The 23310-nt window shown below is 35.2% G+C and carries 29 protein-coding genes; 8 read left to right on the top strand and 21 right to left on the bottom strand.

The window, feature by feature from the left end; all coding sequences use genetic code 11:
- Nucleotides 1-115: 115 nt before the first annotated feature.
- From ACK4R1_RS09235 to ACK4R1_RS09225, 3 genes are all read right to left on the bottom strand, one after another.
- Nucleotides 116-1969, bottom strand: coding sequence for an ATP-binding protein (locus ACK4R1_RS09235; RefSeq protein WP_409686153.1), 1854 nt, complete (start codon nt 1967-1969; stop codon nt 116-118).
- 226 nt (nt 1970-2195) lie between these two features.
- Nucleotides 2196-2357 (bottom strand): hypothetical protein, encoded by a 162-nt coding sequence (locus ACK4R1_RS09230; protein WP_409686151.1) that lies wholly within the window; start codon nt 2355-2357, stop codon nt 2196-2198.
- Between the two features lie 276 nt (nt 2358-2633).
- Nucleotides 2634-3344 (bottom strand): LytR/AlgR family response regulator transcription factor, encoded by a 711-nt coding sequence (locus tag ACK4R1_RS09225; RefSeq protein ID WP_409686149.1) that lies wholly within the window; start codon nt 3342-3344, stop codon nt 2634-2636.
- Between the two features lie 111 nt (nt 3345-3455).
- Between ACK4R1_RS09225 and ACK4R1_RS09220 the strand changes: the two genes are divergently transcribed.
- Nucleotides 3456-4139 carry a response regulator gene (locus ACK4R1_RS09220; RefSeq protein ID WP_409686147.1) on the top strand — a complete coding sequence of 228 codons (684 nt, stop codon included), beginning with the start codon at nt 3456-3458 and terminating at the stop codon, nt 4137-4139.
- Between the two features lie 23 nt (nt 4140-4162).
- On the opposite strand, the gene ACK4R1_RS09215 is transcribed toward ACK4R1_RS09220, so the two are convergent.
- Together ACK4R1_RS09215 and ACK4R1_RS09210 are read right to left on the bottom strand one after the other, a co-directional pair.
- Nucleotides 4163-4999 (bottom strand): lysophospholipid acyltransferase family protein, encoded by an 837-nt coding sequence (locus tag ACK4R1_RS09215; RefSeq protein WP_409686145.1) that lies wholly within the window; start codon nt 4997-4999, stop codon nt 4163-4165.
- Between the two features lie 53 nt (nt 5000-5052).
- Nucleotides 5053-5691 carry an NUDIX hydrolase gene (locus ACK4R1_RS09210; protein ID WP_409686143.1) on the bottom strand — a complete coding sequence of 213 codons (639 nt, stop codon included), beginning with the start codon at nt 5689-5691 and terminating at the stop codon, nt 5053-5055.
- 66 nt (nt 5692-5757) lie between these two features.
- Here ACK4R1_RS09210 and ACK4R1_RS09205 point away from each other — a divergent pair, with 66 nt between their 5' ends.
- Nucleotides 5758-6201, top strand: a complete 444-nt coding sequence (locus ACK4R1_RS09205; protein WP_409686141.1) for a DUF4268 domain-containing protein — start codon at nt 5758-5760, stop codon at nt 6199-6201.
- Here the strand turns inward: ACK4R1_RS09205 and ACK4R1_RS09200 are convergent.
- Together ACK4R1_RS09200 and ACK4R1_RS09195 are read right to left on the bottom strand one after the other, a co-directional pair.
- Nucleotides 6198-6494 carry a DUF721 domain-containing protein gene (locus ACK4R1_RS09200; protein WP_409686139.1) on the bottom strand — a complete coding sequence of 99 codons (297 nt, stop codon included), beginning with the start codon at nt 6492-6494 and terminating at the stop codon, nt 6198-6200. The genes ACK4R1_RS09205 and ACK4R1_RS09200 overlap by 4 nt on opposite strands.
- Complete coding sequence (locus ACK4R1_RS09195) at nt 6494-6910, bottom strand: hypothetical protein (RefSeq protein ID WP_409686138.1); 417 nt, start codon at nt 6908-6910, stop codon at nt 6494-6496. Before ACK4R1_RS09195 ends, ACK4R1_RS09200 begins: the two co-directional genes overlap by 1 nt.
- Nucleotides 6911-7036: 126 nt before the next feature.
- Between ACK4R1_RS09195 and ACK4R1_RS09190 the strand changes: the two genes are divergently transcribed.
- Nucleotides 7037-8113, top strand: coding sequence for a serine hydrolase domain-containing protein (locus tag ACK4R1_RS09190; RefSeq protein ID WP_409686136.1), 1077 nt, complete (start codon nt 7037-7039; stop codon nt 8111-8113).
- Here ACK4R1_RS09190 and ACK4R1_RS09185 read toward each other — a convergent pair whose 3' ends face one another.
- The 10 genes from ACK4R1_RS09185 to ACK4R1_RS09140 form a co-directional block, all read right to left on the bottom strand.
- Nucleotides 8114-8296, bottom strand: a complete 183-nt coding sequence (locus ACK4R1_RS09185) for a hypothetical protein (RefSeq protein ID WP_409686134.1) — start codon at nt 8294-8296, stop codon at nt 8114-8116. It abuts the gene before it with no gap.
- A 5-nt stretch (nt 8297-8301) separates the two neighbouring features.
- Nucleotides 8302-9255, bottom strand: a complete 954-nt coding sequence (ftsY, locus tag ACK4R1_RS09180) for a signal recognition particle-docking protein FtsY (RefSeq protein ID WP_409686132.1) — start codon at nt 9253-9255, stop codon at nt 8302-8304.
- Between the two features lie 284 nt (nt 9256-9539).
- Nucleotides 9540-9692 (bottom strand): DUF4295 domain-containing protein, encoded by a 153-nt coding sequence (locus ACK4R1_RS09175; RefSeq protein WP_409686130.1) that lies wholly within the window; start codon nt 9690-9692, stop codon nt 9540-9542.
- Between the two features lie 67 nt (nt 9693-9759).
- Nucleotides 9760-9942: a 50S ribosomal protein L33 gene (gene rpmG / locus ACK4R1_RS09170; RefSeq protein WP_035126304.1), complete on the bottom strand. Its 183-nt coding sequence runs from the start codon at nt 9940-9942 to the stop codon at nt 9760-9762.
- A gap of 26 nt (nt 9943-9968) precedes the next feature.
- Nucleotides 9969-10205: a 50S ribosomal protein L28 gene (rpmB, locus tag ACK4R1_RS09165; protein ID WP_121313180.1), complete on the bottom strand. Its 237-nt coding sequence runs from the start codon at nt 10203-10205 to the stop codon at nt 9969-9971.
- 72 nt (nt 10206-10277) lie between these two features.
- On the bottom strand, nt 10278-11531 hold the full coding sequence (locus ACK4R1_RS09160) for a CinA family nicotinamide mononucleotide deamidase-related protein (protein ID WP_409686128.1): 1254 nt from the start codon (nt 11529-11531) through the stop codon (nt 10278-10280).
- A gap of 259 nt (nt 11532-11790) precedes the next feature.
- Nucleotides 11791-12135 carry an Hpt domain-containing protein gene (locus ACK4R1_RS09155; RefSeq protein ID WP_409686126.1) on the bottom strand — a complete coding sequence of 115 codons (345 nt, stop codon included), beginning with the start codon at nt 12133-12135 and terminating at the stop codon, nt 11791-11793.
- The gene (locus tag ACK4R1_RS09150) at nt 12135-12746 is read right to left on the bottom strand and encodes a fumarylacetoacetate hydrolase family protein (RefSeq protein ID WP_409686124.1); all 612 of its coding nucleotides are present in this window, start codon (nt 12744-12746) and stop codon (nt 12135-12137) included. Before ACK4R1_RS09150 ends, ACK4R1_RS09155 begins: the two co-directional genes overlap by 1 nt.
- Before the next feature lie 67 nt (nt 12747-12813).
- A complete protein-coding gene (locus ACK4R1_RS09145; RefSeq protein ID WP_409686122.1) occupies nt 12814-13584 on the bottom strand; it encodes an exonuclease domain-containing protein in 771 nt (256 codons plus the stop codon).
- 136 nt (nt 13585-13720) lie between these two features.
- Nucleotides 13721-14056 carry a helix-turn-helix domain-containing protein gene (locus ACK4R1_RS09140; RefSeq protein WP_409686120.1) on the bottom strand — a complete coding sequence of 112 codons (336 nt, stop codon included), beginning with the start codon at nt 14054-14056 and terminating at the stop codon, nt 13721-13723.
- A gap of 260 nt (nt 14057-14316) precedes the next feature.
- Here ACK4R1_RS09140 and ACK4R1_RS09135 point away from each other — a divergent pair, with 260 nt between their 5' ends.
- Complete coding sequence (locus ACK4R1_RS09135; RefSeq protein ID WP_409686118.1) at nt 14317-14814, top strand: hypothetical protein; 498 nt, start codon at nt 14317-14319, stop codon at nt 14812-14814.
- 66 nt (nt 14815-14880) lie between these two features.
- Here the strand turns inward: ACK4R1_RS09135 and ACK4R1_RS09130 are convergent, their stop codons facing one another.
- The 4 genes from ACK4R1_RS09130 to ACK4R1_RS09115 all read right to left on the bottom strand — a co-directional run bounded on the left by ACK4R1_RS09130 (nt 14881) and on the right by ACK4R1_RS09115 (nt 19301).
- Nucleotides 14881-15402: a hypothetical protein gene (locus ACK4R1_RS09130; RefSeq protein WP_409686116.1), complete on the bottom strand. Its 522-nt coding sequence runs from the start codon at nt 15400-15402 to the stop codon at nt 14881-14883.
- 204 nt (nt 15403-15606) lie between these two features.
- Complete coding sequence (locus tag ACK4R1_RS09125) at nt 15607-16908, bottom strand: dihydrolipoamide acetyltransferase family protein (protein WP_409686114.1); 1302 nt, start codon at nt 16906-16908, stop codon at nt 15607-15609.
- 74 nt (nt 16909-16982) lie between these two features.
- Entirely contained in the window at nt 16983-18149 is a 1167-nt protein-coding gene (locus ACK4R1_RS09120) for a glycosyltransferase family 2 protein (RefSeq protein ID WP_409686112.1), read from the bottom strand.
- A 165-nt stretch (nt 18150-18314) separates the two neighbouring features.
- Nucleotides 18315-19301, bottom strand: coding sequence for a GlxA family transcriptional regulator (locus ACK4R1_RS09115; protein ID WP_409686110.1), 987 nt, complete (start codon nt 19299-19301; stop codon nt 18315-18317).
- Between the two features lie 124 nt (nt 19302-19425).
- Here ACK4R1_RS09115 and ACK4R1_RS09110 point away from each other — a divergent pair, with 124 nt between their 5' ends.
- From ACK4R1_RS09110 to ACK4R1_RS09095, 4 genes are all read left to right on the top strand, one after another.
- Nucleotides 19426-19923 (top strand): DinB family protein, encoded by a 498-nt coding sequence (locus ACK4R1_RS09110; protein WP_409686109.1) that lies wholly within the window; start codon nt 19426-19428, stop codon nt 19921-19923.
- A gap of 9 nt (nt 19924-19932) precedes the next feature.
- On the top strand, nt 19933-20376 hold the full coding sequence (locus ACK4R1_RS09105; protein WP_409686108.1) for an SRPBCC family protein: 444 nt from the start codon (nt 19933-19935) through the stop codon (nt 20374-20376).
- Between the two features lie 141 nt (nt 20377-20517).
- Nucleotides 20518-22380, top strand: a complete 1863-nt coding sequence (locus tag ACK4R1_RS09100) for an ABC-F family ATP-binding cassette domain-containing protein (protein ID WP_409686106.1) — start codon at nt 20518-20520, stop codon at nt 22378-22380.
- Nucleotides 22381-22479: 99 nt separating this feature from the next.
- Complete coding sequence (locus ACK4R1_RS09095; RefSeq protein ID WP_409686104.1) at nt 22480-23286, top strand: O-methyltransferase; 807 nt, start codon at nt 22480-22482, stop codon at nt 23284-23286.
- The last annotated feature ends 24 nt before the right edge of the window (nt 23287-23310 follow it).

Below are 23310 nucleotides of genomic sequence, written 5' to 3'. Positions count from 1 at the left end.
GGCGAAATTAGGTGTATTACTCTGCTAAGCAGTTGTAGAATTATAGATTTAAGTTGTATAATTATTTTTCATGTTGGTTTGATTAATGCTTTTTAAATCAACTGTCATATCACTTTTATTTAAGTACAAAAACAACTTCAACTCTTGTTCCTTGATTTGCTTGACTGATTACTCTGAAAGAAGCATTCAGTTGAGTGGCGCGCTCTTCCATATTTTTAAGTCCGATACCGCTATTTTCTGATAAAGTAGTGTCAAATCCTTTTCCGTCATCTTCAATCCATAATCTTAGTTTGTTATCATATTCAGATATGCTCACTCGGCAGTTTTCAGCTTTGGCATATTTAATCACATTTCGCAAAGCTTCCTGGATAATTCGGTAGATGGCTATTTTTACCAAACTGTCTATATCATCCCATCTGAAGTTGTCATCGCATTCAAAAGAAAAATGAGTGTTGCTTATTTGATTGTGCTGCAAAATGATGTCGAGCAATAAATTTTTATAATCAAAATGGGCTTCAAAAGTTTCATTGTGCAAGTCATGTGATATGCTTCTGATTTCTTTTTCAATTTCTTGCAGAAAATCAATATACTCTGACCGTTTTTGTTTTACCTCTTTTGCATCACTTGCATTGAGCATACCCAACTGTAATCGAACACCATAAAGCTTATTCATCACACTGTCGTGAAGTTCCTTCGAGATTCGGTTTTGCTCAATTTCTTTGGCTTGAGCCAATTTGATTTGGTACTCTTTTAGTAATTCAAAAATTTCCTCTTCTGCTTTTTGTTGTTGTCTTTTATTGGCTATTTCCTTTTTTTGATGTTGCAAGTAACGGTATATGATTAAGAGCACCAATAGCAACACTATAGCAAAAGAACCTGTTATGAGATACAAATTTTCGGCTATTAAATCCTTATTTTCATTTTCTACTACAGATGTTTCATACTCAATACGCGCATATCGGTTTCGATTGATGCGCTGGGCTTTGGTAAGACTATCAGTAATCGAAATATACTTTTGGTTGTATAATCGGTTATTGGCAACATCTATTTCGCTTAATAATTTTAAAGTTAATTTTATTTCACCTACCGCTTTAAGCTTTACCGCCATTGCATTTGCTTCTTTCAGATAATGAATGGAGGAAGCAGTGTCTTTTGTTATACTGTAATATTCTCCCAAATTAATCAACTGGTACATGATGTTGTTTTGATGATTATTTTGTTTAGACAACTGTAAGCTTTCTCTAAAAGCATTTTCTACTCCATTTAAAATGCCATATTTCATCTTAGAGTATCCCAAATTACCAATTACAGAAGCATAATCTTTTGGCCATTTGTTTTTCAAATCAGGGCTAACAACCGAACTCAACTCTTTTATCGACTTTAGGTACTCGCCTTTCTTATCATAAATATTAGCAATATTGATAGAATAATTGACCGTGTAGTTATTGGTTTTTTCAAAATCAACATTAGATTTCTTTAATTCCTCTAAAATTGTTTTGGATAAATGAAAATATTTTAAAGCGTTATTGTACTCCTCTAATTTTTCAAAATTATAGCCCATTACAACATAACAGGAATATAGCAACTGATTATTTTTACTATCCTGCAATAGCTTTAAAGCATTAGAAACCTGAATTTCACTCTCTAAATAATTCCCTTCATAAAATAAAAGATACCCTTTTTTAAATAAAGTTTGTCCTTCCTTCTCTTTATCACCTTTGAGGCTGTATAATTTTTCAGCCTGATGGTAAAAATAATAAGCACTATCCCGTTGTGTATACTCATAGCAATCGCCTTTATAAAAATAGGCTCTCGCAATGGAAATAGTATCATTTCGCTTTTTCGAAAGTTGTAATGCTTTTTCGCTAATCTTTAAAGATGAATCAAGCTGATTCAAATAATAGTATTCTGAAGACAAGTTAAACAGATAAGCCAAATAAACAGAATCGTCACTAATGGTTCTTTCCATTACACTTATGGAATCCAGAAGTTTGAGTTTATCGTTTTTTGAAAGATTTTTAAATTCAGTAGTATTAAAGACTAATGAATCAACATTAGCTGTTTTTTTAGGATGACAGCTAAAGAGTAAAAGACTGAGTGGTATTAATAAAATAGCATAGTTGGGGCGCATTGCTTTTTTGACAAAAATAAGCAAAAAAAAAGAGACTATATTTCATAGTCTCTTATAAAAAAATTTAAGGTCTCGGTCCTGGTGGAATAACTGGTCCGCCATCCATACCGTTATCATTAGCTACAGTCTCATTCTGAGTGGCCGGCATTTCATCAGTTGTACAAGAATAAAGCGATAAGCTGAATAGCATTATCAAAAGTAGTTTAGGGAAAAAATTTGTTTTCATAAAAATTAGTGGTTTTAAATTATAAATAATTGTGAGGTCGAGCTTTTGAGGCTCAACAATTCATTTGGGTTTCAGAAAGAAGGGAATTTCTTTACTGTTTTATTCTAACCTTTATTCCCTAGGTTAAAACAATTTACATAGCGCTATTGTTTGGTATTAAAAACATCCAAATGTAAGCTGTTGGATTAGCTTAAAAGTAAAACACAAGGCCTGTTTAGTAAGTCGGCAGGCAAGGAAAGTAACTAGTTGGTTTTTAACTGTAACTCACAATTTCTGCTAAGAAATACGGTGAATGATCGTGTCAATATTTTCCTTATAAGTTCGGGAAAAAGGAAGAATAATCTCGTTATTATCTAAGTAACAGCTGCTTTTGCCTAAATTGATTCTATTGACAAAATCAATATTAATGATATAACCGTGGTGAATTCTGAAGAAATAGAAAGGCAATAATTTTTCAAAATGCTTTAAAGTTTTAAAAGCAGTAACTACTTTACCGGACTTTAAATAAAAATCTGTGGTATTACTGTCTGCTTTCAGGTATATAATTTCTTGAAACTTGATAAAATTATAATCGCCATTAGACTTTATTGAAATTTTATCGGCAAATAAACCCTTGTGAGTCTTTTGAAATCGGAACAAACACCTGCGCAATTCGTTTGGGTCAATCGGTTTGAGTAAAAAACCTGTTACGCCTCTTTGGTAAGCTTCATAAGCTGTTTCTTTAACATCACTTAAAACTATGATCGTAGGCAATTCCTCTAAATATTCGTGCAACTCACTGAGCAATGAAAACGAAATAGAGTCTTGACTTAGCTCACTATTGATGGATAAAAAAACAACATTAGGTTTCAGTTCCAATATTTTATCAATTCCTTCTTTTTTATTGTGGCAAACTGCTACGCATAAAAAATTATCAAATTGTTTTATATGTTCTAAAGTCGTTTCATAATAATCCGAATCGTCTACAAGAATAAAGGAAAACTGCATTTTTTTTTGGCAATTTAGTGTACAAGAAAAAGGCTATTTTACGGTAAAACCGTAAATCTTCAAATCTTATTAATTAAATTTGATTAATCGTAACCTTTAGGATGAAAAACTATGATTGAAAAACCAGCCACAAAAAGAAACATTCTAATTGTTGATGACCATCCCATTAATGTGGACAGCTATAAAACACTATTATCTAATATTGATTCAAATAGTAATGCTGATTTTCAACTTGCCTTTGATTGCAAAGAAGCTTATCATATAATCAATGGAATGAAAAATAACCAACTGCTTATAGACTTTGCCTTTATAGACATTAATCTTCCGCCTTATGAAGACAAAAAAATATTTTCAGGTAGTGATTTGGCTTTGATAATTAAAGATTTCTTTCCGAAATGTAAAATAATCATCATTTCGATGCACAAAGAACCTTTGTGGGTAAACCAAATTTATAAAAGTATCAACCCTCATGGATTTATTGCCAAAAGTGACATTAATTACAAAAGTTTTCCTCTGATATTTGAAAGCATAGAAAAAAGCGAAACCTATTATAGTAGTTCAATTAAAGAATCCCAGAGAGTAATGATTCAAAAAAACATCAATTGGGATGACAACGATAGCAAGATATTACAATTCCTATCAGAAGGTATAAAAACTATTCAACTTCCTGATTTCGTTCCACTTTCTTTAAGCTCAATTGAAAAAAGAAAAGCCAACATCAAGAAACAGTTAATGCTCAATTCGGGATCTGATAAGGAAATGATTGATATTGCTAAAAAATTGGGGTTGCTCTAAAAAACACTTTAAGATAGGGTTTCTTAATTAAATTTACTGTTATCCTCTTTATCGACTTGCCATTTTCGCAATTTATTCAAGCGCTCTTGTTCTGCAATTTCTTCGGCAGGGATAACTTTTAAGAAAGAAGCATGTTGTTCTATAGCATATTCTACTTTTTCTACAATTTGTTCTATCGTTTCGTTGTCATAATCAATCTCCAGAGGTTCTTTGATGATAAATGACTGTAGAATATTTTTCTTTTTTACTCGTAACCCTTTTTTGTCAAACGCACGACGGAAACCATCAATCACAATCGGCACTACAATAGGTTTGTGTTGTTTGATAATATGCGCCGTTCCTTTTCTAACTGGTTTAAAAGACTTAGTCGTTCCTTGCGGAAAAGTAATTACCCAACCATCTTCCAATGCTATTCTGATATTTTCAGTGTCATTTGGGTTGATTTCGCGTTTTTCTGTTACGTCTTTTCCGCCTGATCGCCAAGTTCGTTCTACTGTGATTGCACCAACATAAGCCAAAATCCTTGGCAACAATCCGGCTTTCATCGTTTCACTAGCGGCCACATAATAGATATTCATTTTGGGTTGCCATAAATAGCCCACATTTTTAATACTGTCAACACGCCCGGAAAGACTGGCATTGAACACGTGAAACATGGCTACAACATCGGCAAAATAGGTTTGGTGATTCGAAATAAAGAGTACGTTTTTATCGGGTAAACCTTTGATAATTTCTGAACCTTCTATATGCAATTCATTAAAACCACGATAGCGGCGGTGAGTCAACACACCAAAGATGCGGATTAACCATTTTTTGATAAAGAGTATATGACCAAAAGGATTTCTTTTAAATAATCCCATAATTTAATTTTTAGTACCGACTTTTAGGGTTGCAAATCTACAAAAACTAAAACTTATAAAACCAATTTCAAAGTATCTTTCAATTCGCTCAACATCATCGCCGTGGCACCCCAAACAAAATGCTCTTTGACCTGGAATCCCGGAACATTTATACTACCTGCATAAGAAGTTTTCATGACGGTATTGACAATAATCTGGTCATTCATAAAATCGGCAAACGGAAACTCAACCAAACCGGCTACTTCCTCTTCTTGGAGATTGAATTCTAATTCGCTTTCACTATAACCCAAATAAGGATAAACCATAAAATTACTCGGAGGAATATAAACTTCAGTAAAAGCTCGAACTACTTTGATATGATTGGGATGAACGCCTATTTCCTCATGGGTTTCCCGTAGAGCAGTTTCCTTTAAATCGGCATCAAAATCTTCCACCTTTCCCCCGGGAAAAGCAATTTGAGACGAATGAACGCCGTTGTAACTGGTTCTTAGAATTAGGGCCAAATGAGTTTGCGAAGCTTTAGGATAAAAAAGCATCAATACTGCGGCTTGCTTTGGAGTAACCTTTGTAAAATCTATAGCTTTGATTAAATCTAATCGGTTGGCCGGAGCCATTTTTACATGCGCATTGGTTGCCGGTAACTCGACATTTTGTATTTTTGGCGTATATTTTAAAAACTTTTCAAAGTGCATTATGCCTGGTTTTAGAAATATAAAGTTACCTCAAAAAAACAACGCATACCAAATTTATAGCCAAAAATGTACAGCAAAGAAGAAGCCCAACGCATTAAAAAGGAATTTTGGACCGCATTTGCTGAAGCATATCCTCGAAAGTGGTTGTTGTATGATACTAAGATTAAAGATGTTACTTTCAAATTCTTCATCGATAACAAAAAGGCACAAGTGCTTTTAGATATTGAGCCGAAAGATGAAGAAAAGCGTAAAATATATTTCGAAAAGATAGAATCACTCAAAACCATTTTACTGGAAGAATACCTTCCGGAAGCGATTTTGGAGCGCCAATTTTATTTAGAAAGCGGTAAAGTAATTAGTAGAATTTGGGTCGAAAAATTAGGTGTAAGTCTAAACAATAGAAGTTATTGGCCTGAAATTTTTGATTTCTTCAGCGAAACAATGACACAGTTTGAAGTCTTTTTCTACGAATACGAAGACTACATTAAAGATTTGGAAACCAATACTTAACGAAGGATTATAGCTGTAACTACTTCTTTTCGAAGTTCTTCATTAATCATGGTTATAATTTTTTGTTTACCGTAACTCAACTCATCGCGCAAAACAGCTGAAGTTAAAGAAACATATAAGGTCGAACCCTTCAAAACTACTTCTTTAGTATAACTGTTGACACCATTACCCATCAAAGATTTCCAAGCTTCTTGAACATCGATTTTGTCCATACCGTTTTGAAGTTTGTTGGTTTCAATAAACGCTTTTAAAACGTCGCCTATCGAGCTTTCGTTACTAAGTCTTTTAGCCATTATTTTAGAGAAAAAGGTTTGAACTTTTTATAGGTATAAATTAGGTTTTGCTTGTTTTTTAAAACCAACGTTGAATCTTCAATTTGAATGATTTCTTCATTCCATTTGCCGTAATCGGTTTTGTATTCGACAAAATAGACATTGTCAATTTCCAAAATTTTAAGATTTTCTTTGATGCCATTTGTTTTAAATGTACCGTCGAACTGTGGCATTACCTTTTGGCGATAGCCAACATTCTCTTTTACTTCAAAAAAGTCTATGGTTTCGTTCACTTTATAATCTTTAGTCTCGCCGTCAGCTAAGGTAACTTGCTTAATTTCCCAATAGCCATTGAGTTTAGACAAATCTTCTTTTTTGACATCAGCTTGACATGAAAGTAACAAGAAAGTGATTAGTATGGAGGCCACTTTTTTCATTTTACATCAATGGATTTTGCATCACAAATTTAATTTTTTACTTTAGAAAGCGAGTGAAATAAAAATTAATATTATCAACATTAAACTATTTGCTACATTTAAAGTCCAAAAACAAATTCCAAAAATATGAAAAAGATATACCTATTCGCTTTTGTGTCCCTTTTTATGGTGAATTGCAGTTCAGATTCGACTGATGGCGGAACTCCTGAGGAACAAATGTACTTTCCACCAAGTGATGGTAGCAATACTTGGGAAACCAAATCGATATCAGCTATGGGATGGAATCAAAACGCAGTACAACCCTTATTAGATTTTTTGGAAGAAAAAAACACCAAATCTTTTATCATTTTAGTCAACGGTAGAATTGTGATGGAAAACTATTTCAACGGTCATACCGCGACTTCTCCATGGTATTGGGCAAGTGCCGGAAAAACACTAACGACTACAGTAACCGGAATTGCACAAGATGAAGGTCTGCTCAATATTAACAATAAAGTTTCCGATTATTTAGGAATTGGTTGGACAAGTGCACCATTAGCGAAAGAAAATTTAATTACGTGTAAAAACTTATTATCAATGAACTCGGGGTTAAACGATGCTTTAGGTGATGATGTTTCTCCGGCCAATTTACAATATGTCGCCGATGCAGGAACGCGATGGGCTTACCATAATGTTTATGTAAAATTACAAGATGTTGTAGCACAAAGTAGCGGACAAACTTGGGCAAATTATTTCAACACCAAATTGAGAGACAGAATCGGAATGACCGGAGGTGCTTGGATTAATCTTGATGGTCTGAGTGTTTATTGGAGCACTACAAGAAGCATGGCTCGTTTTGGGTTATTATCTTTAAATAAAGGAAAATGGAACGGAACCACCATAGTAAATGAAAATTATTTTACTCAAGCCACAACAACCTCACAATCGATTAATCAAGCATATGGCTATATGTGGTGGCTGAACGGGAAATCGAGTTTTCATTTACCACAAACCCAACTGGAATTCAACGGCACTTTGATACCAAACGCTCCAAATGATATGTATGCTGCTTTAGGAAAAAATGATCAAAAAATTTACGTCATCCCAAGTAAAAAAATGGTCATTATCAGAATGGGTGAAGTAGCCAATCCTGACAATCCTACTTTTGCTTTTTCGGGATTTGATAATGAATTGTGGAGTAAAATCAATGCTTTATACCAGTAACTATTTTCTGTTCAGCAGTCGAATAGTACCATACACAAATAAAAGAAAAGCAACTAAACGCAATCCCATAAAAACATTGGGTAATGGCTTTTCTATAAAATAACTTAGTGCTGCGATTCCAATAGCGATGGCTATTAATTTTATTGGGGCTGTTTCTGTAAAGAAAGATAAAACTCTACTCATACTTTTTATTTAAAAAACGAATCTACGAATTCAAATTTATTAAAAACCTGCAAATCTTCGATACCTTCACCTACTCCGATGTATTTTACCGGAATTTGAAATTGGTCTGAGATTCCTATTACAACACCGCCTTTGGCTGTTCCGTCTAATTTGGTTACGGCTAAACAGGATACTTCAGTAGCTGCTGTGAACTGTTTGGCTTGCTCAAAAGCATTTTGACCGGTTGAACCATCTAATACTAATAAAACATCGTGAGGTGCATCGTCAACGACTTTTTGCATGACGCGTTTTACTTTGGTCAATTCGGCCATCAAATTTACTTTATTGTGTAAACGACCGGCGGTATCTATGATTACAACATCGGCATTTTGGGTAACGGCACTTTGCAAGGTATCAAAAGCTACAGATGCCGGATCACTTCCCATTTGTTGTTTTACTAAAGGAACACCTACTCTATCGGCCCAAATTTGTAATTGGTCAATCGCCGCGGCGCGAAAAGTATCGGCTGCTCCAAGAACTACTTTATAACCGGCTTTATTGAATTGGTGGGCTAGTTTCCCGATGGTCGTAGTTTTTCCAACACCGTTTACTCCTACAACCATTAAAACATAAGGTTTTTTATTGGCCGGAATCGTGAATTCGGTTTCTTCACCCGATTTCGTTTCGGATAAAAGTGCGGCTATTTCTTCACGAAGGATTTTGTTGAGTTCGTCGGTTCCCATGTATTTGTCTTGGGCGACACGCGCTTCAATTCTTTCGATGATTTTTAATGTAGTGTTCACTCCAACATCTGAAGAAACAAGCACTTCTTCTAAATTATCAAGAACCTCGTCATCAACCTTTGATTTTCCGGCAACGGCTTTGGTTAACTTAGAAAAAAATGATGTTTTGGTCTGCTCAAGACCTTTGTCTAAAGTCTCTTTTTTTTCGGAGGAAAATATTCTTTTGAAAAAACTCATAATTTAGTTTATGGTTTAGTGTTTATGGTTTAAAAGAAGCCCAAGCGTTTGATTATAGCCCTGATTGTAGTGAAAATCCTTTTTTTAGATTGCCCTGAAAGGGAAATGTGAAAAAAGATTGTAACGAAAAGCAGGAACTACGTTTAAAAAAGCCTGACTGTTTTGCTTCAAAAATGTTCGACACCTGTGCCTCATTTACAAACAAGACGAACTGGCGGAGCAAATATAAAAATAAAAAAGCTACTTCCGAATGAAAGTAGCTCTGATATATTGAGTTTGTTAGATTATTTCTTGTTAAGGAAACTATCTACTTCTTCTGGTGTCATGATGCTTTCTTGGAAAGTATATGCACCTGTTTTAGGAGATTTAACCATTTTGATTGCTTTGGTTAATCTTTTAGAAGCTGTTTGTAATGTTGCAACGGTTTTCTTTGCCATGACTTATATTGTTTATTTAAATTTAAAATATCTCCAATGTGACCATTTGAGATTTTTAAATCTCTAATTATTTAATTTCTTTGTGAACAGTCATTCTCTTTAAGATTGGATTAAATTTTTTAATCTCTAATCTGTCCGGAGTATTTTTTTTGTTTTTGTTTGTAATGTAACGAGAAGTTCCCGGTAAACCAGTTCCTTTATGCTCAGTACACTCTAAAATAACTTGTATTCTATTACCTTTCTTTGCCATCTTACTTTATTTTTATTGGATTAGAATTATTTGATAAATCCTTCAACTTTTGCTTTTTTCAAAACAGCAGCCAATCCATTTTTATTGATTGTTTTAATTGTAGACGCAGCTACTCTCAACGTAATCCATCTGTCTTCTTCAGCAAGATAGAAACGTTTTTTAACTAAGTTAACAGAAAATTTTCTCTTAGTTTTGTTCATAGCGTGAGAAACGTTATTTCCTACCATCGCTCTTTTACCTGTAAGGTCACAAACTCTTGACATTATGCTTTTCTTTTATCGTTATTCAAAATCAGGGTGCAAACTTACGCAAAATATATTGTAGTAACAAAAAATTTATGGCAGAAATTTTAAAATTTCTTTCTGCACTATTTCAAGTGCTTTATTTGCCGTTCTATCTATCACTTTTTCACGGGGTTGGCCAAAATTAAATTCGGAAACCAACACTTCATTCGGTGTCGCCAAAGCAATAAAAACAACTCCAACTTCAGCTTTTCCGGGTTCGGATGTTGGTCCGGCGTTGCCTGTTGTGGCCAAAGCATAGTCGGTTTTCATCATTTTTTGAATACTAATCGCCATCGCTGAAGCGACTTCGGCACTAACCACGTCTTTTTCTTCAATTAGTTGAGCGTCAATACCAAGTACATTTATTTTGGTTTCTTTTGAATATGACACAACACTACCTTTGAAATATTGCGAAGCTCCGGCTACAGAAGACAGCATTTGGGCAATTTTTCCACCGGTACAACTTTCGGCTGTAGCAATGGTTTTGCCTTGCTGAGTGAGCAATCTGCCGATGATTACTTCAATGGTTTCGTCTTCATCAAATCCAACGATTATATCACTGATGATTTTGGTCAACGACGTTACATTTTCAGCAATCCTTTTTTCTAACAATTCTTTGTCTGAACCACGTGCTGTAAGTCGCAATCTGACTTTCCCCGGACTTGGCAAATAGGCCAATTTGATGAATTCGGGTAAATTGTTTTCCCAACTTTCGATTTTTTCAGCGATTCTACTTTCGCCTTCACCGTAAGTCATGATGGTTTTGTGAATAATGTAAGGTCGCTCATATTCTTTAACGACTTTCGGAACAACTTCAAAATCGACTAAATACTTCATTTCATAAGGCACTCCGGGTAATGAAACAAATACTGTGTTTCGCTTTTTCATCCACATGCCGGATGCAGTTCCCATCTTGTTGAAAAGGACTTCACACTTGGAAGGCACTAAGGCTTGGTCTCGGTTCAACTGCGTAATCGGACGTTTGTAAAAGCCTTCAATAATTTCTGTAACATGTGCTAAAACAGCTTGATTTTCGACTAATGTGTCTTCAAAATATTCGCAAAAAGTATGTTTGGTGATGTCGTCTTTGGTTGGTCCTAATCCGCCGGTTATGATGACTAAGTCGACTTTATCTTGTAAAGTTGCGAAAGTGTCCAAAATGTGTTGCTTGTCATCGGAAATGGAAAGCATTTCTTGGGTTTGCACGCCAATTTTATCTAACGCTTTGGCGATGTAACTCGAATTGGTATCGACAATTTGTCCGATGAGTATTTCGTCGCCGATGGTGACTATCGTTGCTTTCATAAGTAGCTGAGTTACTAAGTGACTGAGTTGCTGAGTTAATTTTGCTGAAAAGTAGACAAATAGATTGCTAATTAGCCCCGATTACTTCACTGAGTTTATATTTGTTATAGGTGTTCAGTGAATGCTACGCATTTGTAGAGAAAATCCATTTTAAAAGGATTCGTCGAAGCAAAGCGAAGGCAAATCTTTAAAAGGATTGTAACGAAAAGCGGGAACTGCCATAACTGATAATTCCCGAGCCATTCGCTTCTAATTTTTTTTAAACTTCGAAATCTTTTTTTATTTCTTTGATTGCCTTTTCCACTTGGCTTTGAATGCTGGCGAAAGTATCATTGATTTCTTTGCGTTTGCCTTCTCTTTTGGTCCAAGCTTCTACCTGAAGAATTTCTTCAAAGGCCACAGACATTCCCAATAAATCAAGCGTTGGTTTGATCTTGTGTGCGTAGGCGTAGGCCAATTTATGGTCTTTTTCTTTGATGCCTAATTCTATTTGTTTCATGTCTTCCGGTACTTCGGTAACGAACAAAGTTATGATTTGCATTACGAATTCGGGATCATTGTCTGAAAGTGCGTAAACTTTCGCTAGGTTGTAGTTTATAGCCATTATTTTATGTGTAATCTTAGTAGTTTTTTATCTTCTATAAATCCTTCGAGGATGTCATTTGGTGTTACTTTGGCTACTCCTTCAGGAGTTCCTGTAAATATAATATCTCCTTTTTTAAGGGTAAAGTACTGTGAAATGTGCGCAATAATTTCATCGATTTTCCACAACATGTGGCTTGTATTTCCTTTTTGAACGGTTTTTCCATTATTGGTTAATTCAAAAGTAATATTTTCCACCGAATTAAAATTATTTTTCGGAAGAAACGCACCAATCATCGCCGAACCGTCAAATCCTTTTGCTTTTTCCCAAGGCAAACCCTTCTCTTTCAGTCTGTTCTGAACATCTCGAGCTGTAAAATCAATACCTAATCCTATTTCATCATAATACTTGTGAGCAAACTTAGCGTCAATATATTTGCCTACTTTATTGATTTTAACCAAAATTTCGACTTCATGGTGCACATCATTGCTAAAATCGGGTATAACGAAAGGCGATTTATTGGGAATAACCGCTGTATCCGGTTTTAAAAAAATTACTGGTTCGTCGGGACGCTCGTTGTTGAGCTCCGTGATGTGGTTGGCATAATTTCTTCCGATACAGATTATTTTCATTTTTTGTTGTCTGTTGTCTGTTGTCTGTTGTCTGTCATTTTTTTAACCGAGAACTGACAACGGACAACTATTTAGTATTCAACTTTCTTAATTTGATTCCCGTCAATACCTTTTTAGTATATAATGGAAACTCGGCATTTTGTATCCAACCGAAATAACCCGGTTCTTTGTCTAAAACTTCATCAACCAAAGCACCTTTGTGCTTACCGAAAGTAAAAATTTCTTTTCCTTCGGCATTCAAGGCAATAAATCCGGCAAAATCAACTGATTTTTTACGGGTGGTGTATTCCGAAAGCGTTTTCATATCGTTTTCTAAATCCTCGTAACGGTCTAATTGTGCTTTTAGAATTTCGTAAGTTGCCATGGTATCGGCTTCGGCACTGTGGGCGTTTTCAAGGCTTCCGTTGCAATAAAACTTATAGGCTGCACTCAAGGTTCTTTCTTCTTTTTTGTGGAAGATGGTTTGCACGTCAACAGAAACTCGGTTTTTCATGTCAAAATCAACTTCGGCACGTAATAGTTCTTCTGCCAATAATGGAATATCGAATCGGTCGGAATTGAATCCGGCCAAATCGGCATCTTTAATCATATTGTGAATTTGATTGGCTAATTCTTTGAACGTAGGCTCATTGGCTACTTTTTCATTGGAAATACCATGAATGGCGGTCGATTGTGGTGGAATTGGAATCGTTGGATTCACCAACCAAGTTTTGCTTTCTTTGTTTCCGTTAGGATAGACTTTGAAAATTGAAATTTCGACGATTCTGTCTTTGGCTACGTCAATTCCGGTGGTTTCAAGGTCGAAAAAGCAAATAGGTCTGTTGAGTTTTAATTCCATTGTAAAAATTTATGCTCACAAATATAAAATATTGAAGTTACCGTTTATCGATATTTTAATAAAGATTTATGATTTGGCCATAAAAAAACCCTTTCGAAAAAGGAAAGGGTTGATTTATAATTAATTGAATTTGCAACTATTTCGGCGCCTCAAATTTATTAATCAGTAAATCCATCTTTTTATGAAGGTCTTCAAAGAAATGATTGGGTGCTTTAATGATGATTTCAAAACTATCGCTGTGAACGTCTATTTTAGAAGTCGTTTCGACATTTTTATTCTGACTTTCTTCAAACAAATAATCGATAGAAATCTCAAGTGCTTCAGCCAATCTTTTGATGTACTCGTGTTTGATACTTTTGCCTTGTTCCCAATTGCCAATGGTTACTTGGCTAACACCAACAGCATAAGCCAATGCCTCTTGGGATATCTTTTTTTTCTCTCTAAGGTATCTGATTTTCGTTCCGGTAGTCATAGTGAAATAGTTAGTGGTTATAAGTGGTTGAGATGATTAGCGTTGTTAGACAACTATACTAATAACGAGATATTTACAGATTTATTGTATAATTACTTTTGCTTTATTAATAATAAAAGTTTTAGCAATTATTGTTACTCTTTTGGAAATTATCAGTTTTCTTTTAGGAATTAACGGAGAGTATCTGCAACTTTACTTCACTAATTTTAAACCTAAAAATACTATGAAAAGCTTTACGTAATCTCTAAAACAACTTTATTATGAATGCAATTGTTAAGCGTAAAGCATCCAGAAAACTCAAAACTTTAATCGCTATTTTATTGGCGTGGCCAATGGCATCCGGCGCCCAATCTGACGTTACAGCTTTAGTTAAAGGCGGGGAAATTTTAGTTGGTGGTTTGATTACCATTTTTTCTTCTTCTAAAAAGAATCCGGCGAGTACTACTGTGGAAAGTGTTTGTATCAAAAACAAAATGACCGATAAAATCACTTTAGTCCTTACCCGTCAAACCGAAGATGGAGAAGAATTCAAAAAAGAACTCATTATCCAAAAAGACAGCAAAGAATGTTTATTTGAATTACCAAAAGGCGTTTACAGTTACGAAGTCATTTTAGCCAATAATGAAGTCTATAAAAAAGGAGAATACCTATTTAAAGATAAAACTGTCATCACTTTGAAAGAAGAAGTAAAAGAAGAAGTAAAAGAAAAACCTGTTGAAGAAACCAAAGAAGAGGAAACAAAAACCCCGACAGGCTAGTCGGGGTTTTACAATTTTATTATTCTGTTATATTTTTTTGCGCCGGATAAAGATCTAAATAATCAATTATCTTTTTAAACTTGAAATATCTTCTTCTATCTTTCTGACTTCAAGTTGTTTTTTGGTGATTTTTACCTCAAACTTGCTTTTTTCAACAGCAGTTAAATTTCCTTTATTTTTTTTCTTTTCAAATTTTTCTTGAAGTTTAATTAAATCTTTATTGGCATTCATTAATCTTTGATTTAACTTGATTTCCTTTTTCTTTACATCGTTTTGTTTATCATTATTATTGGAAATCGCTCTATTTTCTTTTTGAGTTTGCTTTTGCTCCTTTTTTAGCTTTCTTTGCTCTTTTGCTAATTCTCTTCGCTCGTCAGTTGCTTTATTGTCTGTTCTCTTTTGTTCTTTACTGATTTTCTTTTGATCTTGAAGATCCGATTTAAGTTGGGATTTTTTTTCGTTGATGTTGGCTTTACTCGATTCGATTTTTACTTGAGCAGAATCAACCACAATTGTAGTCTTTACTTCTTGCGCTATTGAAATACATACTGTAAATAAACAAAGAACCAAGTGTGTTATTTTTTTCATAATAATTTTAAATTAATTTTTATCAACAAATTTACACTTGATTTAATCTAAAACTATTACATAACTTATCTTAAAATTTACATCTTTACGGTCTTTAACAACTTTTAAAAACGAGACAAAAGGTGATCAATTCAAGGAATATTTAAACTAAAAAAACCTTTCAAATAAATACTTGAAAGGTTTTTACATTACCATATAAATTTTCTAATACTCTCTATTCGCATCAAAAGCTTCCAAATATTCTGCTACTCGTTTCACAAAACTTCCGCCTAATGCGCCATCAACAACTCTGTGGTCGTAACTGTGTGACAGGAACATTTTTTGTCTGATGCCGATAAAATCACCTTCCGGAGTTTCGATAACAGCAGGTACTTTTCTAATCGCGCCCAAGGCTAAGATTCCTACTTGTGGTTGGTTGATAATCGGTGTTCCGAAAACAGAACCAAAAGTTCCGACATTCGTTACCGTATAAGTTCCGCCTTGCGTATCGTCCGGTTTTAGTTTTCCGGCTTTCGCACGGTTGCCTAAATCGTTTACGGCTTTGGCCATACCAACCAAATTCAATTGGTCTGCATTTTTAATAACCGGAACAATTAAGTTGCCGTTTGGTAAAGCAGCGGCCATTCCAAGGTTGATATTTTTTCTTTTGATGATAAAATCTCCATCAACGGAAATGTTCATTCCCGGAAAATCTTTTAAAGCTTTCGCTACCGCTTCCATAAAGATTGGGGTGAACGTTAATTTTTCACCTTCGCGTTTTTCAAAAGCATTTTTAACTCTGTCTCTCCATTTTACGATATTGGTCACATCGACTTCAATAAACGATTGTACGTGCGCCGAAGTTTGCACCGAAGCGACCATGTAACCTGAAATTAGCTTACGCATTCTGTCCATTTCCACAATCTCGTCGCCACCGTTTACCGAAACAGGTGTTGCGATTGGGGTTGTTGGTTGTTGGTTGTTGGTTGTCGGTTGCGTCACTGGCTGTTGAACAGCAACAGGTTGGGTTCCTCTATTCTTGATATAATTTAGGATGTCTTCTTTAGTCACGCGTCCATCTTTTCCTGAACCGGCGATACTCTCTAATTCTGCTATTGAAATACCTTCTGCTGTGGCAATGTTTTTCACCAATGGTGAGAAGAATTTATCAGACGATTTGAAATCGGCCGGAGCTGCTACTGTTTGTGCTACTTCAATTGTTTTGACTACTTCAGCAACCGGTGCAGCAACTGATTCCGCAATTGGAGCAGCCGCAACACTTCCGCCTTCTGTTTCTATAATGGCGATGGTTTGCCCTACTTTTACCACATCATTCACTTGGAATAAAATCTCGGTCAAAACACCCGAAACTTCGCTTGGCACTTCGCTATCTACTTTGTCAGTAGCAATTTCCAAAACGGCTTCATCGGCATCTATTTTTTCACCTACGCTTTTCAACCAATTGGTAATAGTTGCTTCAGCAACACTTTCTCCCATTTTGGGTAATTTCAATTCAAACTTTGCCATATTGATAATCTAAAGTTGTATTTTGTTGTTTCGTTTGCAAAATTAATAAAAGAAAAGCCGATTTTCATACTTTTCTACAAATTAATCACTTCTCCTCTATCGTTACTGCTGTTACTTCCAATGATAAAATCACTTTCGACCGGTAACAATTTAAAAGTAAGCGACTTGTTTTTGTTTTCTTCCAAAAAAGCGATGGCGTTTTTAAAACCTGTATAATTGGCATCTAAAATTACCTCTGTATTTTTCTCCTTCGAAATCGTTTGCGAAATTACTATTTTCCCGTTTTCTAATGGCATTCTTTCGATGTTTTTTTGCAGTTTGGCTTCTAATTTTTCTCTTAACACTTCATTATCAGAAACTAAAATATACTGATTAGGTTTGACTTTAGGCTTTGCTTTTCCTTTAAAAACTTTCACTATCGAAAAATAAAACGCGCCAAAACGCGCCATCAGATTGAAAAACACCGATCGCTTAAAATGCTTTTGGTAAAAGAAATTCATAAACTCCCGAAAATGCTTCATATAAGTAGCATCTTTAACTGTACTTTCTCCTTTGTAATGAATAACAGTCGTTTCATGAAAGTAATAGTTCTGTTTTTGCAATAACAAAGCCCGATAAGACAAATCAATATCATCGGCATACATAAAACAATTTTCGTCAAAACCTTCTAATTCGTTGTACAATTCACGCTTCATCACCATAAAAGCACCAACGAGTATATCGACTTTTCCGGTTTGGTTTTCGGCTAAATGTTGGGCATAATATTGATTAAACATCCTTGATTTCGGAAAGATTTTATACAAACCGAATATCTTAGTAAAAGCCACCCAAGGTGTTGGAATACCGCGTTTGCTTTCGGGTAGAAAGTTTCCGGTGCCATCGATGAGTTTGCAACCTATTATTCCGAGTTCGGAGTTAGAAGTTAGGAGTTGGGAGTTCAGTATCTTTTCGAAAGTGTCTTCTGCTACGACTGTGTCGGGATTTAATATGCACAAGTATTCGCCTTTGGCTTCTCGAACTGCAATGTTGTTGCCCTTCGGAAAACCTGAATTTTCTTTGTTTTCGATGAGTTTGACATTCGGGAAACGCTGTTTCATCATAGCGCAACTGTCATCGGAAGAGTTATTGTCGATGACAATGATTTCACCATCAATGTTTTCGAGTGCTTTTTGCACACTTAAGACACATTGCTCTAAAAAGTAGCGCACATTATAATTAAGGATGATGACGGATAGTTGCATTAGGCAAATATAATCTAATTTGAAAATGCATCAATTTGAAAATTTGAAAATGATGGTTACTTTAAATTTAATTTAAAGATTGAAAATTCTGATTGCGTTCGGAAAAGCCTAATACTTGCACGACTTTAATTTTAAAATTAACGATATTTTCAAATCTTCAAATTATTAAATTACCGCTTTATAATATTTTCCTTTATATTCTAGTGGTGACATTCCCGTTACTTTTCTGAATACTTCTCTAAAAGCTTTGGTATCTGAATAACCCACTTCATACATAACTTCATTGATGGTTTTTCTATTGGTTTCAAATGCTTTTTTGGCCGCTTCTATTTTTACTCTTTGGGAATATTCTATGGGTGTATTTCCGGTGGCTTTTATAAATCTGCGGTCAAAATTGCGTCTGCCGACATTGAATTTTGATGCTAAATCGGTAATGCTTATTTTTTCTTCCAGATGTTGCTCAATATAGGTTTGTGCTTTTTGAATGATCTCGTCATCGTGCTGTTTCTGACCGGTAAAAATTACAAATTCGGATTGAACATTACGATCCATTTCTATCTGGAAAACTTTCGCACACAAAATGGCAGTCTGCCTGTCATAATATTTTTCCACCAAATACACCATCAGGTTTAGAAAAGAATAAGCACCGCCATTGGTGTAGATGCCTGACTCGTCGGTAATCAGATTGTCCGTTCGCAAATTTATTTTTGGAAAAACTTTCCTGAAAGTTTCCGTATGTTTCCAATGTGTAGAGCAACTCTTTCCATCAAGTAAACCTGAAGCCGCTAAAAGAAAAGCCCCAGAACAAAGGCTCGCTACTTCAGCTCCTTTTCTGTATTGAAGTTTAATCCAATCCAACAATTGCTGCGTTTCTGCATCATCAAAATAAAGTACCGGATTATAAGAAGGGATGATAATCAGATTGGTCTTATCAACTCTCGATATATGGATTTCTGGTTTTACTGTAAACATACCATTTTTAAGTTCGACCTGTTCTGAAATACCTGCCAGTTGAATGCTAAACAAGGGTTCTCGACCGATCCTTCTGTAATAAGCATTAGCAAATTCAAAAATTTCATAAGCGCCAATTATACAGGTTACCGTACTTAAATTGTGTTGCTTACTTGGCAAAAGTAACGTTAGGTGTTTCATAATTTACGTTTTGTCAAAGCTATAAATTTCTTTTGTCCAAATCAACCCGCTACAAAGTCTATTTTACACCTCTTCAGTCTAATAATCAGAAAGTAAATTTGTAGTATTAACTAAAAATGAATTTATGAAACAATCAGAAACTATCACACAGGCAGACATTAGTGTAAAAATGGTTCTTGACCGATGGAACGCTTCTGCACTGAATGCCAACACCTTACTGGACTCATTGAGCGATGAAACATTGATGAAAGAAATTGCACCAGGCAAAAACCGAGGTATTTACTTATTGGGACATCTCATCGCGGTTCACGATGATATGCTGATTCTTTTGGATATGGGTGAAAAACTGTATCCGGAACTGAATGAACCTTTTATCAAGTATGCTGACAAGGCAAGTACCGAAATCCCAACTGTTAGTGAATTAAGACTATACCTGACGAAGCAAAATGAAATCATGAAGCAAAAATTTGAGGCATTTACAACAGATGACTGGTTCAAAAAACATACAGCTGTTTCTGCTGAAGACTTTGTCAATGAACCGCATCGAAACAAATTAAACATAATAATAACCCGTACTTCGCACTTACAATACCATTTAGGGCAATTGCGATTACTTAAATAAACTAAAAAAATGATAACATCCGATTTTACAACAACGATTATAGTTGACCAATCTCCAAAAGAAGTTTTCGATGCCATCAACAATGTTCGAGGATGGTGGCATGGCGAAATTGAAGGTAGTACAGACAAAATAAACGATGATTTCGATTATCGCTTTAAACACTTTCACTATTCTAAACAAAAAGTAGCGGAACTTATCCCTAATAAAAAAGTAGTTTGGTTGGTTACCGACAGCGATTTGACTTTTACTCAAAAAAAGAACGAATGGACAGGAACAAAAATCATTTTCGAAATCACTGAAACCGATGGCAAGACACAAGTAAATTTCACTCATGAAGGATTAACTCCAAAATTTGAATGCTTTGGTGATTGCTCCAACGGCTGGACGATGCTTATTCAGGAAAGTTTGAAAAACCTGATTACCACAGGAAAAGGCGTGGAAGTGTTTGGCTAAAATTTGAAGTTTAATTCAAACTCGGATCAAACAATTAAAAACCTGACAAGATTTTGTATCCTGTCAGGTTTTGTATTTAAAATATTGCTTCATCCTTTTCAATAAACTACTTTTGCAACCTATCAATTTTCAAATCAATCCATGAATTACCTTTCAGTAGAAAATATATCTAAGTCCTTTGGCGAAAGAACCTTATTTAAGGACATTTCTTTTGGTATCAACAAAGACCAAAAAATCGCCTTTATTGCCAAAAACGGTTCAGGGAAAACCCAAATTATGCGCATGATTAACGGCGATGACGAACCCGATACCGGTCAGATTATCATTCGCAAAGGAATCAAAATGGCATTTCTTTCTCAAAACAATATGCTTCAGGACGAATTGACTATTGAAGAAAGTGTTTTTGCATCAGACAACGAAATTCTACATGTAATTGAACGCTACGAAAAAGCGCTGGAAAACCCGGAAGATGAGGAAAAATACCAATTGGCTTTCGACGAAATGGACCGCCACAACGCTTGGGATTTTGAAACGCAATTCAAGCAAATTTTATCCAAATTAAAGTTAGACGATTTAAAACTGAAAGTGAAAAGTCTTTCCGGTGGACAAAAGAAACGTTTGTCCTTAGCTATTATTCTAATCAATCGTCCGGATTTGTTGATCTTAGATGAACCAACGAATCACTTGGATTTAGAGATGATTGAATGGTTGGAAAGTTATTTTGCCAAAGAAAACATCACGCTGTTTATGGTAACGCACGACCGTTTCTTTTTGGAGCGAGTTTGTAACGAAATCATCGAACTCGACAACGGAAAACTCTTCCAATACAAAGGCAATTACTCTTATTATTTGCAGAAAAAAGAAGAGCGAATTGCTATGGAAAATTCTTCTATCGACAAAGCACAAAACCTTTTCGTCAAAGAATTGGCATGGATGCGTCGCCAACCGAAAGCGAGAACGACCAAATCAAAATCGCGCCAAGATGATTTTTACATAATCAAGGAAAAAGCGGAAAGTCGCCGTAAAGAAAATGTAGTTGAGCTCGAAATCAACATGGAACGCATGGGCAGCAAGATTATTGAGCTGTACAAACTGAACAAAAAATTCAAGGAGAAAACCATATTAGATAATTTTACTTATGACTTCCAACGTGGCGAACGCATTGGTATCATTGGTAAAAACGGTACAGGAAAATCGACTTTCCTAAACATCCTAACCAAAACCATGGTGCCCGATGCCGGTAAAGTAGTCATTGGAGAAACAATCAAAGTTGGCTATTACACGCAAAGCGGTATTAACCCAAAACCCGGACAAAAAGTTATAGATATCATTAAAGAGTATGGCGAATACATTCCGCTAACGAAAGGTAAAATCATTTCGGCTTCGCAATTGTTGGAGCGCTTTTTATTTGATGCCAAAAAACAATATGACTTTGTAGAAAAATTAAGCGGAGGCGAATTGAAACGACTGTATTTGTGTACGGTTTTAATCCAAAATCCGAACTTCTTGATTCTCGATGAACCTACGAATGACTTGGATATTGTGACTTTGAACGTGTTGGAAAGTTTCCTTTTGGATTATCCGGGATGTTTATTGGTAGTTTCCCACGACCGTTATTTTATGGATAAAATTGTAGACCATTTGTTCATTTTCAGAGGTGAAGGACAAATAGAGGATTTCCCGGGTAATTATTCTGATTTCAGAGCGTATGAAGATTCGGCAGAGCCAAAAGTTTTATCGAGCGTTTCTACTGAAAAAACAAATTGGAAACAAAACAATCCAACAACTTCGGGTTTGAATTTCAACGAACAAAAGGAATTCAGCAAAATCGAACGCGAAATCAAAGACCTAGAATACGAGAAAAAGCAAATCGAAAACCAATTCGCCGAAGGCAAAGTAGCCGACGCTGACATCACCAAAAAAGCCCAAGAATTAGAAGTCATCATCAAAAAACTGGAAGCCAAAGAAGAGCGCTGGTTTGAGCTTTCGAGTAAAATGGAGTAAATTATTTCACAGAGATTCACAGAGAAAAAATGAGACACACGGAGAAAAACTCTGTGAATCTTAATAAAACTCCGTGAATCTCTGTGTAACAAAAAATAAATGTCGCAGCAAATAAAGTCATACCTAAACTTCCTCTGGAACTCCAAAAACGAACACGGAGTGCATTCGCCGTTTGTATTTAATTTGGTGACCAAATGTTTTTATGATAAAAAGCAATATCCTGAATATGCCATTCTTAAAAAGTACCGAAAATCGCTTTTAGAAAATAAAAACACCATCGAAGTAACCGATTTTGGCGCCGGTTCTCGAGTTTTTAAAAGCAACACCCGAGCCATCAATCAAATTGCCAAAACTGCCGGAATTACTCCAAAAAGAGCGGAATTGCTCTTCCGAATCACAAAGTATTTCCAACCCGAAAACATTTTAGAAATCGGAACATCATTAGGTTTAGCGACTTCAGCTTTAGCACTTGGCAATCCAAAAGCAAAAATCACCACTTTGGAAGGCTGTGGAAATACGATTAGTTTGACAAAAGAAATGTTTCAAGTTTCAAGTTTCAAGTTGGCCGCTAATCAAATTGAGTTTGTTACTACAGAATTTACAACCTATTTAAACAACCTGAAACCTGAAACCATAAACTTGAAACCCCAAATCTTCGATTTGATTTACTTCGACGGCAACCATTCGAAAGAAGCAACACTGAATTATTTCGAACTTTTACTGCCAACCGTAACCAACGAAACCGTCTGGATTTTCGACGATATTCATTGGTCAAAAGACATGGAAACTGCTTGGGAAATCATTAAAAAACATTCCAAAGTCACCGTTACAATCGACACCTTTCAATGGGGAATTGTTTTCTTCCGCACCGAACAAGAGAAAGAACATTTTATCATTAGGGCATAAAAAAATGGCAACCATCCCTGATTG

Source organism: Flavobacterium sp. (assembly GCF_046293665.1).
Taxonomy (GTDB): domain Bacteria; phylum Bacteroidota; class Bacteroidia; order Flavobacteriales; family Flavobacteriaceae; genus Flavobacterium.
Note: the sequence above shows the minus strand (reverse complement) of the source record. Positions and strands in the feature narration are given on the sequence as shown.